Annotated in this window: 14 protein-coding genes; 7 read left to right on the top strand and 7 right to left on the bottom strand. The window is 60.9% G+C overall.

Going from position 1 to position 12,576, the window contains the following annotated elements:
• Nucleotides 1-2: 2 nt before the first annotated feature.
• Genes HMPREF2526_RS01280 through HMPREF2526_RS01270 form a run of 3 tightly spaced genes read right to left on the bottom strand, consistent with a single transcriptional unit; the run spans nucleotide 3 to nucleotide 3,471 of the window.
• Complete coding sequence (locus HMPREF2526_RS01280; RefSeq protein WP_046647012.1) at nucleotides 3-944, bottom strand: ABC transporter permease; 942 nt, start codon at nucleotides 942-944, stop codon at nucleotides 3-5.
• 2 nt (nucleotides 945-946) lie between these two features.
• Entirely contained in the window at nucleotides 947-2,485 is a 1,539-nt protein-coding gene (locus tag HMPREF2526_RS01275; RefSeq protein WP_070545343.1) for a sugar ABC transporter ATP-binding protein, read from the bottom strand.
• Complete coding sequence (locus HMPREF2526_RS01270; RefSeq protein ID WP_070545341.1) at nucleotides 2,482-3,471, bottom strand: LacI family DNA-binding transcriptional regulator; 990 nt, start codon at nucleotides 3,469-3,471, stop codon at nucleotides 2,482-2,484. Before HMPREF2526_RS01270 ends, HMPREF2526_RS01275 begins: the two co-directional genes overlap by 4 nt.
• 458 nt (nucleotides 3,472-3,929) lie before the next feature.
• On the opposite strand from HMPREF2526_RS01270, the gene HMPREF2526_RS01265 reads away from it, so the two are divergent.
• Nucleotides 3,930-4,373 (top strand): hypothetical protein, encoded by a 444-nt coding sequence (locus tag HMPREF2526_RS01265; protein WP_046647237.1) that lies wholly within the window; start codon nucleotides 3,930-3,932, stop codon nucleotides 4,371-4,373.
• Here HMPREF2526_RS01265 and budA read toward each other — a convergent pair.
• Nucleotides 4,370-5,089: an acetolactate decarboxylase gene (budA, locus tag HMPREF2526_RS01260; protein ID WP_070509501.1), complete on the bottom strand. Its 720-nt coding sequence runs from the start codon at nucleotides 5,087-5,089 to the stop codon at nucleotides 4,370-4,372. The genes HMPREF2526_RS01265 and budA overlap by 4 nt on opposite strands.
• Between budA and HMPREF2526_RS01255 the strand changes: the two genes are divergently transcribed.
• From HMPREF2526_RS01255 to HMPREF2526_RS01245, 3 genes are all read left to right on the top strand, one after another.
• On the top strand, nucleotides 5,075-6,337 hold the full coding sequence (locus HMPREF2526_RS01255; protein ID WP_070545339.1) for a 5-(carboxyamino)imidazole ribonucleotide synthase: 1,263 nt from the start codon (nucleotides 5,075-5,077) through the stop codon (nucleotides 6,335-6,337). The two genes, budA and HMPREF2526_RS01255, sit on opposite strands and share 15 nt — an antisense overlap.
• 42 nt (nucleotides 6,338-6,379) lie before the next feature.
• Nucleotides 6,380-6,880: a 5-(carboxyamino)imidazole ribonucleotide mutase gene (purE, locus tag HMPREF2526_RS01250; RefSeq protein ID WP_046647007.1), complete on the top strand. Its 501-nt coding sequence runs from the start codon at nucleotides 6,380-6,382 to the stop codon at nucleotides 6,878-6,880.
• 86 nt (nucleotides 6,881-6,966) lie between these two features.
• Nucleotides 6,967-7,422, top strand: a complete 456-nt coding sequence (locus HMPREF2526_RS01245) for a YdcF family protein (RefSeq protein ID WP_070545378.1) — start codon at nucleotides 6,967-6,969, stop codon at nucleotides 7,420-7,422.
• On the opposite strand, the gene HMPREF2526_RS01240 is transcribed toward HMPREF2526_RS01245, so the two are convergent.
• Entirely contained in the window at nucleotides 7,419-7,880 is a 462-nt protein-coding gene (locus tag HMPREF2526_RS01240) for a hypothetical protein (RefSeq protein WP_049156335.1), read from the bottom strand. The two genes, HMPREF2526_RS01245 and HMPREF2526_RS01240, sit on opposite strands and share 4 nt — an antisense overlap.
• 38 nt (nucleotides 7,881-7,918) lie before the next feature.
• Nucleotides 7,919-8,959: a ribonuclease HI gene (locus HMPREF2526_RS01235; protein WP_070545337.1), complete on the bottom strand. Its 1,041-nt coding sequence runs from the start codon at nucleotides 8,957-8,959 to the stop codon at nucleotides 7,919-7,921.
• Between the two features lie 93 nt (nucleotides 8,960-9,052).
• Between HMPREF2526_RS01235 and HMPREF2526_RS01230 the strand changes: the two genes are divergently transcribed.
• Complete coding sequence (locus tag HMPREF2526_RS01230) at nucleotides 9,053-9,547, top strand: RNA polymerase sigma factor (protein WP_046647003.1); 495 nt, start codon at nucleotides 9,053-9,055, stop codon at nucleotides 9,545-9,547.
• Nucleotides 9,540-10,589: a hypothetical protein gene (locus tag HMPREF2526_RS01225; RefSeq protein WP_070545335.1), complete on the top strand. Its 1,050-nt coding sequence runs from the start codon at nucleotides 9,540-9,542 to the stop codon at nucleotides 10,587-10,589. Before HMPREF2526_RS01230 ends, HMPREF2526_RS01225 begins: the two co-directional genes overlap by 8 nt.
• Here the strand turns inward: HMPREF2526_RS01225 and HMPREF2526_RS01220 are convergent.
• Complete coding sequence (locus HMPREF2526_RS01220) at nucleotides 10,586-11,143, bottom strand: TetR/AcrR family transcriptional regulator (RefSeq protein ID WP_046647001.1); 558 nt, start codon at nucleotides 11,141-11,143, stop codon at nucleotides 10,586-10,588. The genes HMPREF2526_RS01225 and HMPREF2526_RS01220 overlap by 4 nt on opposite strands.
• A gap of 244 nt (nucleotides 11,144-11,387) precedes the next feature.
• On the opposite strand from HMPREF2526_RS01220, the gene HMPREF2526_RS01215 reads away from it, so the two are divergent.
• Complete coding sequence (locus tag HMPREF2526_RS01215; protein ID WP_070509510.1) at nucleotides 11,388-12,563, top strand: acyl-CoA dehydrogenase family protein; 1,176 nt, start codon at nucleotides 11,388-11,390, stop codon at nucleotides 12,561-12,563.
• The last annotated feature ends 13 nt before the right edge of the window (nucleotides 12,564-12,576 follow it).

The raw sequence follows: 12,576 nt of genomic DNA, 5'->3' as shown, positions 1-12,576 counted from the left end.
CCTTAGTTGGCCGTCTTATTGCGGAAGACGTCGAAGCCCACGGCCAACGCGATGACTAAACCGATGACGATTTGCTGCCAGAAGGAGGAAACATTGAGGAGGTTGAGGCCGTTTCGGATGACAGCCAGCAAAATAGCGCCAACCAGAGTTCCCGTTGCTTTGCCTTGTCCACCAGACAGTGAGGCACCACCGATGACGACTGCGGCGATGGCATCCAGCTCATAACCGGTGCCTGCTTGCGGTTGTGCAGATTCGAGTCGGCCCGCCATAACCATGCCTGCCCACGCTGCGAAGAACCCAGAAAGCGCGAAAACTGCGATCTGGATGCGCTTGACTGGGAGGCCGGAGAGGCGAGCTGCTTCGAGATTTCCTCCGATCGCGTACATGGAACGGCCGAGCACAGTGCGCTCGAGGATGAACCAACAGAGGAGCCCCGCGATCACCATCATGATGATGGGCACGGGGAGGCCGGCGACGTCGCTGCCAAAGAAGTTGACCGAAGGCGCGGTCTCAATGGGAGAGCCTTGCGAGATGACGAGGGTTAGGCCACGCGCAATAGACATCATTGCCAGTGTTGCAATGAAGGAGGGAATCTTTCCCCACGCAGTGGCCATTCCACAGATAGCGCCCGCCAAGGCACCCACACCGAGACCAATGAGGAGAGTCAGCCAGCCCGGAAGCCCAGCAGTGGAGAACATATAGGCCGACACCATAGCGCCAAGAGCGGCTACAGAACCGACAGAAAGGTCGATTCCCGCGGTAACAATGACGAAGGTCATGCCGAAAGCCAGGATGGCCACGGTGGCTGCCTGAATGCCTACATTAAGTAGATTCGTTACGGTTAAAAAATACGGGGTGGCGATGAAAAGCGCTATGCACAGCGCGATGAGGCCGACGAGAGCGCCATTGTTCAGAGCCCAGTTGGTTACACGATTCTTGGTCATAATTAATCCTTGGGGTCGTGGCTAGCGGAGTTAGTAGCGGCAGCGGAGGTTGCTGAAGTTACGTTGGCTACGGCGAGGGTCATGACCTCGTCTTGAGTGGAGTCTTTTGGCAGTTGTCCGGCAAGTTGGCCCCCTGACATGACGAGGATCCGGTCAGACATTCCAAGTACCTCTGGTAGATCAGAGGAAGCCATGAGGACCGCGCCACCGGCTGCCGTAATCTCGTTAATGATGTTGTAGATTTCGACCTTGGCGCCTACGTCGACGCCGCGGGTTGGCTCATCGAGTAAGAGAACTTTTGAGTTGGCGAGGACCCACCGGCCGAAGACTGCCTTTTGCTGGTTTCCGCCGGAGAGATTGCGGATAGCCTGGTCAAGCCCGGACATCCGTATACGAAGTTTTTCTGCCACTTCTCCCGCACGCCGATGTTGGCCAGAACGGTCCGCAATCCCAGCTCTAGCGGTGGGGTAGAGCGTCGCGAAACCGAGATTGTCTGCTACCGAAGCATCCAGGACTAGCGCCTGTGCTTTCCGGTCCTCGGGGATATGTCCCACTCCGGCGCGAATTGCGGCGCCGATGTCGCCACCTCGAAGTTCTTGGCCATTCACACGAATGGATCCTGAATCGTAGGTGTCTGCGCCAGCAATGGCACGAATGATCTCCGTGCGGCCAGCGCCGACAAGTCCGGCGAGACCGACAACTTCGCCGGAGTGGACCTCGAAGGAGATGTCCTGAAACGAACCTTGTGTAGTCAGGCCTGCAACTTCAAGCAAGACATCGCCGCGCTCGGGCGGAGTGTCGCGCGGGTACTGGTTTTCGATACTGCGACCGACCATCAGCCGGACCAGTTCATCCTCATCTGTATCGGAAGGGACCTCGGCGATGAAGGCACCATCGCGCAGTACGCAAATGGTCTCCGCGATCCGTGCCAGTTCATCCAGGTGGTGGCTGATAAACACCATCGCCACGCCTTTTGCTTTGAGTCCTTCGAGAACTGTAAAGAGCGCATCGACTTCTTTGCCGGTCAACGCGGCTGTGGGTTCATCCAAGATAAGGATGCGCGCATTCATGGAAAGGGCTTTGGCGATCTCAACCAGCTGCTGCTTGGCGACGCCCAACTCACCCACCGGAGTATCCAAGTCAACATCAAGTCCGATGAGGTGTAGGGCTGCTTGTGCTTGAGCCTTGAGATGCTTGCGGTTGACAAGTCCGTAGCGTTGCGGAGTGCGACCGAGCACAATGTTTTCAGCCACTGACATCGTCGGCACCAAGTTGAGTTCTTGGTGAATAGTGGCGATACCGAGGGCCTCGGAGGCCTTAGTATCGGGGATTCTAACTTCTTTGCCATCTACTAGTATGCGGCCAGAGTCCGGTTCGTGTACGCCCGCAATCATTTTGATGAGCGTGGACTTACCGGCGCCGTTTTCGCCCAAAAGAGCTTGAACTTGGCCTCGCCGAACGCTGAGGTCGACCCCTTTAATGACATCAACGGGGCCGAAGGACTTGGTTACGCCTTCAAGTTTTAGGACGGTTTCACTCATGTGAGTTCTCCAGGGAATCGGTAGGCGGTGGACATTCGTGGGATATAGCGGGTATCGATGACCGTCGATTCGGGCTGCCGCTTGTTATCAATTGCGTCAACCAAGCGAGCGGTAGCTTCTTCTCCCATGCGCGTAACGTTCTGGTCTATGACAGAGATTGGCGCTGGTTGGAAACGTAAAAAGATGAAGTCATCGAAGCCAACTAGTGCGATTTCTTCACCAATTCTTTTGCCAGCGTTATGGCAAGCTTCTAGCGCGCCTGCGGTCATCATGGAATCGCCTGCGACTATGGCTGTGACGCCTTCTTGAAGAAGCGCGATGGCGCCCTTGTATCCAGATCGGTGGCGGAAGCTGCCGTGATGGATGTGGATATCCATTCCGGTTGTTGCATCCTTGAATGCGTTGAGGCGCTCGCGTCCGGTGGACGTTTCTTGGGGGCCAGAGAGATAACCAATTGACGTGTGTCCCTTGCTCTTGAGCTGGGCCACGGCCGCATGTATCCCAGTAGTTGGGTTTGAGACCACGGCTGGGAGGTTTTTAAGAGAACGATCGATGAGTATCAGTGGGCGAGATTCCGCCGCGCGCTGCAGTGCATCTTCTGCACCTTCGAGCGGGACACTGATGATTCCGTCTACCTGGCGTTGGGAGAGGGTGTCGAGGGCCTTGGTTAGGCGCTCTGGGTCTTCTCCGCAACTGGTAATTATGGTCGAGAGTTTGCGCTTATTCGCTTCTTCTTCCACTGCAGCGGCCATGGCGGCAAAATAGGCATTGTCCAAGTTGGGGATGATGAGCCCTATGGCGTCGGACCGAGAGTTTCTCAAGGCTCGTGCCTGAGCGTTGGGCAAATAATTGAGCTGTTGCGCAATGCTCATTACCTTTGCCCGTGTTTTCTCGGAGATAGCAGGATTTCCGGCAAGGGAACGCGAGGCGGTGGAAACTGAAACCCCGGCCGCAGCGGCAATATCTTTTAATGTGGCTCCAGTCATGAAATCCTCCTTCCTGTGGCTTCTAGTGCAATCGATTGCACAGGTGTTTCTCAACCTACTGCCGGCCTTTCCCGCTGTCAAGGGTTTTGTGTCGTGCACTAGTCGTCGTGCGCTAGTCGTGAGGTCTAGAAATTTCCGTGCACTGGCCCTTTCTGGGAAGAGAGGTAACCCCGGCGGAACGCGCTAGATTGCCGCATATCCCGCATCGCGCTTTTCACAAGGCGTCTGTCAGAAGGCATTAGTCAAAAGGTGTCTTTACTCCCAAAGACGCCTTTTGCAGGCCGACAGATGGTGTTTTCAGGGGCAAAGACGCCTTTCGACTGACGCCTTTTAGGAAATGCCATGTGCGATGCCGCGCCGGGCCGCCGGACTGCCGAGGCTAGGAGGCGGTCACCCCTCACGCTCGGGTAGCGGGGGAGGACCGTGGAACGAGTGGGAAGGTAGGTACCATGTGCCCCATGAACCTCATGCAGATGGGCCGCGGCGAGGTTGTGCGCGCGGACATGACCGCCCCGTTTCGGACACTGCTCTTTCCCTTTTTAGAGCTCGTCGTCGTCACGGGTGTGTGCTGGATTGCCATCGGCTGGTGTGACTATAACGGCATTGACTTGGCGATTCGCAATGGCTTAGTAGCTTTATGGGCCCTGCTTGCCGTCTGGCGCTTCATCGTGCCCCTTGCCAAGGCCCGCCGCAAGCGCTTCATCGTGACCAACCTGCGCGTCATCGCTCGGGAAGGCAAGCACGTCGATTCGATCCCGCTCACTGATATTCGTGGTGCGCGCCGCCGTCGCGGTGGGATTTCGCTGGCACTTCACGGCTATGAGAAGCCGATGTATTTCCCATCCATCCCCAAAGCCAAACGCGTCGAGGACATCCTCAACGAGCAACCGGTCTGGGGTTAGTCCTTAATCTCCGTCGTGTGCAGCTGCTGGTCTAGGTCATCAGGCGCCAGGTTGGCGGAGCGGAATTCGTGGGTCAGCGGCAGGCGCAGGTCGAGGTCCGTGCCGGGGCACAGTTCAATCGTGGCCTCATCCACCGTGTAGTCCAGCACGTGCCCGCCGGAGGTACGCGCAGCGTCGATGAAGTGCACGTGGCATCCGGGCACGGAGATTCCCTTCTCAAAGACCGGCGTGCGGAAACCACCGATGATGCCCTCGACGTCGTCAAAGCGCAGCTCCTTGTCACCGCCCACCGCCTGCGCCATCGGCGGGTAGGGCTTGCTCTGCTTGACCACCGTGCGGGTAACCACGTTGCTGAAGCGTCCGGTGATACGCACCGCGTACATGTAGTTGGCGGAAGGCTCGACCTCATCGATGAAGGCCGATAGCTCCTCGCGCTTCAATCCTTTGGGGGCGGCCACCTTAATACGGGGGACAAAGTTCGTGGCTACCGCGAAGGGGGTTCCCTGGTCCAAGTCAGCCACCGTCGCGGTTCCATCACCGCGCAGCTGGTAGCACACGCCGTCGAGGATAATCATCTCCCCGTCCAGCGCATCGAAGGTGCCGATGCCGAAATTGCCCTTGCCCAAGAGCTCGCCGATGGTCATTTCGCCGTCGTAAATGCCATCCAACAGCGCGGTCATGAGGGAGTTCTGAAAGATGGTATGCCGGACGATCATGGCCCCAAGGCTAGTATTGAAAGAGTGAGTGAACAACACAAACCCCTCGTTACTGTTTATGGAGACGGCCAGCTTGCACGCATGATGCAGCCGGCCGCCGCGGAGCTCGACATCCACCTGCGCGTGCTGGCCTCCGCGCCAGACAAGTCCGCCGCCCAGGTGATCCCGGACGTCGTTTTGGGCGACTACCACGATCTCGACGTGCTCACCGCCGCTTCGGAAGGCGCGGACGCAATTACTTTTGAGCACGAGCACGTCCCCACGGAGCACGTCCAGGCGCTCATCGCCGACGGTCTCAACGTTCAGCCCCAGCCTTCCGCCCTCCTCTACGCGCAGGACAAGCTGCTCATGCGCCAGAAGCTGGCCGAGCTGGGCGCCCCGGTGCCACGCTTTGCTGCTATCGACTCGGTGGAGGATGCGCGGGATTTTGCCGCGCTTGTCGACGGTCACGTGTGTCTCAAAGCCCGCCGCGGCGGCTACGACGGCCATGGCGTGTGGTTCCCCTCTGCGGAGGAGCTGGAGCCGCTGGTAGAAGAGCTTCTCGCGGCAGGCACCCCGCTGATGGCTGAGGAAAAAGTGGCCCTTACCCGCGAGCTGTCCGTGCTCGTCGCCCGCCGCCCCTCCGGCGAAGTGAAGGCTTGGCCGGTCACCGAGTCCGTGCAGCGCGATGGCATTTGCGCCGAAGCTTTCGCACCCGCCCCGAACCTGTCCCCGGAGTTGGCAGAGCGCGCCATTCAGGTAGGCATCAAGGTAGCTACCGAGCTCGGCGTGACTGGCGTGCTTGCAGTGGAGCTCTTCGCCTTTGCGACGAAGCAAGACGCCGGCGCCATCATTGCGTCCGCCTCGGGTGCCCCGGGAGTATGCGTGGCGGAAGACATCGCCGTCAACGAGCTGGCGATGCGCCCGCACAACACCGGCCACTGGACCCAGGATGGTTGCGTGACCTCACAGTTCGAGCAGCACCTGCGCGCCGTGTTGGACCTGCCGCTTGGCTCCACCGCGCCATTGGCTCCCGTAACGGTCATGGCTAATGTGCTGGGTGCTGAGGAGGATCCACAGATGCCCATGCCGCAGCGAGTCCGCGAAGTGATGGAGCGCTACCCAGAGGCGAAGGTCCACCTTTATGGCAAGGACCACCAGCCGGGCCGCAAGATCGGCCACGTCAATGTCGTCGGCGATGACGTCGAGGAGACCCGCCACATCGCTCACGATGCTGCCCACTTCCTCGTCCACGCCCAGTGGGCTTAATCCCGCAGCGAGCTTAAGCCTTAGTAAAGAAGGAGATTTTTCATGGAACCTCTCGTCGGCCTGATCATGGGATCCGATTCCGACTGGCCCACCGTCAAGCCCGCCGCCGAGGTGCTCGCCGAGTTCGGCGTGCCCTTTGAAGTGGGCGTCGTCAGCGCGCACCGCACCCCAGAAAAGATGTTGGCTTATGCCAAGTCTGCCCACGAGCGCGGGCTCAAAGCCATCATCGCTTGTGCCGGTGGTGCGGCCCACCTACCGGGCATGGTTGCCGCGGCCACGCCGCTTCCGGTGATTGGCATCCCGCGCGCGCTGAAGGATCTCGATGGTCTCGACTCACTGTTGTCCATCGTGCAGATGCCGGGCGGCGTTCCGGTGGCCACCGTATCCATCGGTGGTGCCAAGAACGCCGGCTTGCTCGCCGTGCGCATCCTCTCCGCGGGCGACCCAGCCCTCGTGGAGAAGATGGCGGCCTACCAGGAGAACATGGCCGCCGAGGTAGAGAAGAAGGACGAGAACCTGCGTTCCCAGCTCCTCGGCGAATAAAGCGGGAAGTCGACCGGGGAGATTGATCTTAAGAGCCGACTACGCACATACTCATGCTGACCAGTATGCACGCTAAGCTAGCGGGCATGCAGTTTCCGCTTCTGGTGTTGGGCGCGCGCGTGGAGGGCAGCGAGCCCGGCTCGCTGCTGCGCAGCCGCTTGGACCGCGCGGTGGTGATGGCTCGCATGCTGCCGGAGGAGCCGATCATCGTATCCGGTTACGGGGAAGCGGAGCCGATGGCGCGCTACCTCATCGAGCGGGGCGTTAATCCGGAGCGGATTCGCCTCGAACCACTCGCTACGAGCACCAACGAGAATCTTGAGCGCGCACATGCGCTGTGCCCGGACTATAGCTACTTCCGCGTTGTGACCAATGACTTCCACGTGCTGCGCACCCGCATGTGGGCCTGGCACCTAGGGATTCGGGTCCGCACGCATGGTGTTGGCACCCCGCGAAGAGACCGCCCGTGGAACTACCTGCGCGAGGTAGTGGCGACCCCGCATTCGCTGCTGCGCATCGTGTGGCGGCGGCTTGTGGCCTAGGCACCGAAGAACATGAGCACGATGGCGATGAGCCAAATGACAAACCAGTGGCGCTTCTGCGGCGTGGTCGGGTTGGCTTTCTGCTGCAGCGTCTTGATGAAGTACCACGCGCCGGGCAAAGCGAAGCCGAGGCCGAAGGCTACGTCGCCATCGGTAATCGCGGTGAAGCCGACCAAGAATGAGAACAGGCTGAGCAGGCCCTTGAAGACGGAAAAGCGGTGAACCTTGCCGCCCGTTGAGTGCTGCTCGAGGGAATAGTCCTGCAGCGGGGCCGGGGCGTATGCGTGCTCAGACTCGGCAAAAGGCTCAGCAAAAGGATCCGCGAAAGGCGTCACAGGCGGAGTCGCAGAAGGCGCCGCATACGCCTCACGCGCGGGCTCCGCGAAGGGGTTCGCTCCACGGCCGCTGAAAGGCTTGGCCGGCTCCTCAAAAGGATTGGAGTCAAAGGGATTGCTCATGCGATTTACCCTAGGCCACCAGTGCGCCGAACCCCGAATTAGAGCTTAGCCAGCGTCTTCGCGATGCCCTCTTTCAGCGTCGCCCGCGATTGCTTCATCGGATGCGCAATTGCGCGCAGGCCCATGTACGCAATCTGGTCCGCCGCCCGGTTCAGCGGGTCACCCGCATGCCCCATCACCCGACGGATGGTTACCTCGCAGATCCCCTCCACGTCGTGCCATGCCTGCTGGAAGCGCGAGCGCGAGCCCGAGGATAGCCCCCGCCACATGCCGCGGGAGCGCACCGCCTTTGAGCCCTTCGTCCGAATCTGCTCCACCGCCTCCAAGGCGGCGACGGAGTCCGACTCGATGATCGCCTTGGTTGCGCCAACCTTGAGCAGGTACTTCAGTGCGAGCGTCAAGGATTCGAGCTCAAGCTCATCGGTGCTCGCCGTCGTCTTGCGCGTGCGCAACCGGTAGTCGCCATTGCTGGCCACGAAGCACATGGAGCCCTTGAATACCGTGTCCGAGGAGGCATCCGTGGCGATGCGCACGGTAGCGCCCTCCGGCCAGGAGGAGGCCGTCGAGAAGTTCGGCCACCAGTGCGCTTTCGGCGTTTCTACCTTTACTACCTGCTTCTTGCGCGGCGCCTCGCCCTCCTTCTTCGCGCGGCGCGAGGTGATGCCGGCCTGCTTGCGCCGGACGGAGCTGGCACTTTTCGATGCCCTATTCTCCTCCGCAAAACTCCCCGTCACGGTGTAACCGCGCTCCTCCAACGCAGCCCGCAGCGCTGCCTGCCGGCGGCCGGTGACGATCCACTTGCGCCCCCGAATATTCTTCGTGGCCTTCTCCAATTCGCGGACGGCCACCTCAACGATGTCGCCCTTCATGATCTGGCCCTTGCGCACAAAGCGCGTCTTCGTGGTGTTGACGGCGATGACCCAGCCGTCGATAGTCCCGTCCTCCGCAGAATCCCAGCGCTCGTCCCACAGTGCAATGGCCACGTGCACAGGTGCTGAGATCATGTGTTTAGTGATCTTGCGCGTGCCGTAGGTGCGCGACTGCGTGCCCGTCAGGGCGGAGAGCTCGAGAGGTTCCATCCCCTTTAGTAAACCATTTGATCAGTCCGCTGTAACGCTTGGGCGTCTGGTGCAACATACTCAGTGAGCCCAATAGGAATCTGGAGTTAATTAGTGTCTGTCCTTACCTTGCCTGGTTCGCGCAAGCGGGAGTTCTCCCGCCTGTTCCGCGAGCATTATCCGGCGGTGCTGGCCTACCTGCGCCGCCGCGTCCCACCGAGCCATGCCGAAGAGCTGGCGGCCGACGTTTTCGAGCGGGCGTGGGCCGGCTTCGACTCGTTGCGCGGCACGCCGCTGCCGTGGCTGTATGGCATCGCCCGCAACGTGATGCGCGAGTTCTACCGCACCCGCCGGGAGACGGAGAACCTCGATGATCACGAGCTGGAGTCCTACGCCGGCTATGACGCTGTCGATGCCAACCTCGACATCACGCGCGCGCTGATGCAGCTCTCGCACGCCGAGCGCGAAATTCTCACTCTCCACGCCTGGGAGGGGCTCGACCATCCCGATATCGCCGAGGTCCTCGGCATTTCCCGCAACAACGTGCGCGTTCGCCTGCACCGCGCACGCACCCACCTTTCCGAACTCACAGGAGAAACCGATGTCTAACTCTCTCGACAAACTCCGCGCCGCCAACCCCGTTCCCGACACCGCGCTTGACGACGCCTCCCTCACCCGCTCCGAAGACACCCTCGTAAAGATCACGAAGGGCTGCCCCACGTGGACCATTGCGGCGGCGTCCGTCGCGGTGCTCGCGCTCATCGGCGGTGCCTTCCCGCTGCTCAATAACTCGGAACCCGTCGCCTCGGCTGCGGAGATTCTGACCCAGGCCGGCGAAGCTGCAGCTACCCAGCCCGATGCCGTGGATAAAGGCGTGACCGCGAAGGAATACATGAAGCGCGTCGATACGCTTGGTGATGCCACGGCAATCACCGAATATGCGGTGGATGCTGGCGGTGCCGTGGAGGTGTCCTCGCAGGGCGAGGTGCCGGGCTTCGATCCGCAGCCTTCCATCAACCCGGAGGACCTCGTCGTTGCGACGGATCGTGCTGGGCTGGAAAAGCTGGCGGATTCCGCCCCGAATCGCGCGCTAGGCGCGTTGGAGCTGCTGCTCCAGCCGGGACTGAGTAGCGAGCAGCAGAAGATCGCCTATGACATGCTGGCGGACGCGGACGGCAATGAGGTCGGCACCGTTGAGGGCGAAGGCGAGGACCAGCTGGTCACCGTGATTCGCGATTCCGACCGCGTCTCCTTCTCCGTCCTGCCCGCCACCGGCCAGTTGGTGCGCGTGGTTGGACTCGTAGGCCCAGACGTGGAAACCACCATCGATGCCACCGCCATTTTGGACTGCGTATCCGTCACGGGCCTGGAGGGGCCGGACCGCATCTCGCTGGCCTGTGCGGATAACAACTACTTGGTCAACCAACTTGAATGGCAGCACTGGGGTGCCGATTCCGCGGAGGCAGACGGCGTGGCCATCGAGAACAACTGTGATCCCAACTGCGCGGAGGGCGAGTTTAGCGAGGATCGGGTGAAGGTGGTCGTCGACAAGCGCGTGGCCTGCGGCTACCACGCCGAGGTCTACTCCCGCGTGCGCGTGCAGTACCCGGATGGGCGTGAGGAAGAGCAGCAGATTGGTTGTGCGCCCTAGGTAAGTTGGCGCAGGGCGAACTGGCCGTACATGTCACCTAAAGCCTCGGCGGTGTAATCACCGTCGGGGCTGAACCATTGGGCCACGCCGATGCCCATATCGATGAGCGCCCAGCAGGCGATTTTGAGGTTCTCCGCGTGGAAGTCGCCCTCGTTGACCACGGCCATCCAGCGGGCGACATAATCGCGGCGCAGCTGCAGGACGACGGACTTGTGGGGCTCTTCGAGGTTGGTGAGCTCGTTGTTGACCACGCGGACGCGCCGGGCGTGGGTGGCGTGGTAGATGACGTGGGCTTTCATGGTGGCGACGAGCTTGTCGCGGGGATCGCTCAGCCCGGCGAGGCAGGCGGCGTTGGCGCGCAGGAGGTCCTCCATGGCGGTGATGGTGACTTCGGCGAGAAGCTCTTGTTTGGAGGAGTAGTGGTTGTACAGGCTGGAGGCGCGCATGCCGACGGCTTTGGCGATGTCCTCCATGCCGGTGGCGTGGTAGCCGCGCTGGTCAAAGAGGTCGAGTGCGGCGGCGGCGATTTGGTCGCGGCGTCTCTGGTTGGCCATGGTGGGCGTCCTCCTCAATGAGCTAATGGTGGTTAGTGTACCTGCGATGCGGGCTGCGGGGGACGGTGGGGTACTGGATTGTCTGGTGGCTGTGCGTGCGTGGTCGTGCTGCATTGCGTGTGGTCGGGCCGCGTTATGTGCGGGGCAATCGCATTATGTGTGGAGCACTTGACAGCCCGGGGAGAGTCAGGTCACAATTGGGGCTAATCGCCATTCGTATTGCCTGTTTGTTGGAGAATTTACTATGTCCCACAACCTTTTCGAGCCCACCACTGATTTCTTGGGTGTTTTTGACGACCTCTCTGCATCAGATGCTGCTGGGTGGAAGCGTGCGGCGCAGTTTCGCGAGTACTCCGCCCCGGTGATCAACCAGCACTGGCAGGCTGCGGAGTACCCGCTGGACTTGGTTCAGCGCTTGGGCGACTTGGACGTGATGACGGATGGTTTGGCGGTGGAAGGCCACGAGCAGATGTCGACGCTTGGTGCTGGCTTGGCACTCATGGAGGTCACGCGTGCGGATGCCTCGATGGGCACGGTGATTGCGGTGCAGGCTGGGCTGGCCATGCGCTCAATTTCGATGCTGGGCTCTCCGGAACAGCAGGCTGAGTACCTGCCGCAGATGGCTTCGTGTTCGCTGCTCGGCGCTTTCGGGCTGACGGAGCCAGCTCACGGTTCGGACTCGATTGCTTTGGAGACGACCGCGGTGCGCGATGGCGATGAGTGGGTGCTCAACGGTGAGAAGAAGTGGATTGGTAATGGCGCTTCCGGCGGCATCACGATCATCTATGCGCGCATGGAGGATGGCAATGTTGGCGGTTTCATCGTGCCGCAGGAGGCTCCTGGTTATTCGGCTTCCGTTATTGAGGGCAAGCTTTCTCTTCGCGCTATCCACCAGGCGCACATCACGTTGACTGATTGCCGAATCCCCGCCGCCAACCAGCTACCGGGCTGCCGCAGCTTCAAGGATGTGTCTCGCGTGCTGACTGCTACACGCATTGGTGTGTCCTGGATGGCGCTGGGGTCGGCGGTGGCCTGCTATGAGATTGCCCGCTCCTATGTGCTCGAGCGCGTGCAGTTTGGTCGCGAGCTGGCGAAGGCACAGATCATTCAGCAACGCTTGGCCAACATGGTGCTTGACTTGAGCCAGATGATGCTGACCTGCCGTGAGGTCTCATTACGCGAAACCGCAGGGACTTTGGCTCCGGAGCAAGCCTCGGCGGCGAAGCTCCACAACACGCGGGCCGCGCGCCGCATCGCCGCCGATGCCCGCGACATGCTCGGCGGGGTGGGCATCCTGCTGGAAAACGACATCGCGCGCCACTTCGCTGACATCGAGGCCATGCACACCTACGAAGGAACCGATACCGTGCAGTCCCTGATTATGGGCAAGAAGATTACGGGCTTCTCGGCCTACAAGTAGCGATTCGAAGTGG

This window comes from Corynebacterium sp. HMSC070E08, from assembly GCF_001808895.1.
Classification (GTDB): Bacteria; Actinomycetota; Actinomycetes; order Mycobacteriales; family Mycobacteriaceae; genus Corynebacterium; species Corynebacterium hiratae.
The sequence above is the reverse complement of the archived record's forward strand: the minus strand, read 5'-3'. Positions and strand labels throughout refer to the sequence as shown.

What these genes read in the sequence shown, in the direction of transcription:
- HMPREF2526_RS01270 (WP_070545341.1), bottom strand. Translation starts at nt 3,471, where the DNA reads ATGACTGGAGCCACATTAAAAGATATTGCCGCTGCGGCCGGGGTTTCA.
- HMPREF2526_RS01245 (WP_070545378.1), top strand. Translation starts at nt 6,967, where the DNA reads ATGCAGTTTCCGCTTCTGGTGTTGGGCGCGCGCGTGGAGGGCAGCGAG.
- HMPREF2526_RS01220 (WP_046647001.1), bottom strand. Translation starts at nt 11,143, where the DNA reads ATGGCCAACCAGAGACGCCGCGACCAAATCGCCGCCGCCGCACTCGAC.
- HMPREF2526_RS01235 (WP_070545337.1), bottom strand. Translation starts at nt 8,959, where the DNA reads ATGGAACCTCTCGAGCTCTCCGCCCTGACGGGCACGCAGTCGCGCACC.
- HMPREF2526_RS01240 (WP_049156335.1), bottom strand. Translation starts at nt 7,880, where the DNA reads ATGAGCAATCCCTTTGACTCCAATCCTTTTGAGGAGCCGGCCAAGCCT.
- HMPREF2526_RS01215 (WP_070509510.1), top strand. Translation starts at nt 11,388, where the DNA reads ATGTCCCACAACCTTTTCGAGCCCACCACTGATTTCTTGGGTGTTTTT.
- HMPREF2526_RS01225 (WP_070545335.1), top strand. Translation starts at nt 9,540, where the DNA reads ATGTCTAACTCTCTCGACAAACTCCGCGCCGCCAACCCCGTTCCCGAC.
- HMPREF2526_RS01265 (WP_046647237.1), top strand. Translation starts at nt 3,930, where the DNA reads ATGAACCTCATGCAGATGGGCCGCGGCGAGGTTGTGCGCGCGGACATG.
- budA (WP_070509501.1), bottom strand. Translation starts at nt 5,089, where the DNA reads ATGATCGTCCGGCATACCATCTTTCAGAACTCCCTCATGACCGCGCTG.
- HMPREF2526_RS01280 (WP_046647012.1), bottom strand. Translation starts at nt 944, where the DNA reads ATGACCAAGAATCGTGTAACCAACTGGGCTCTGAACAATGGCGCTCTC.
- HMPREF2526_RS01275 (WP_070545343.1), bottom strand. Translation starts at nt 2,485, where the DNA reads ATGAGTGAAACCGTCCTAAAACTTGAAGGCGTAACCAAGTCCTTCGGC.
- purE (WP_046647007.1), top strand. Translation starts at nt 6,380, where the DNA reads ATGGAACCTCTCGTCGGCCTGATCATGGGATCCGATTCCGACTGGCCC.
- HMPREF2526_RS01255 (WP_070545339.1), top strand. Translation starts at nt 5,075, where the DNA reads ATGCCGGACGATCATGGCCCCAAGGCTAGTATTGAAAGAGTGAGTGAA.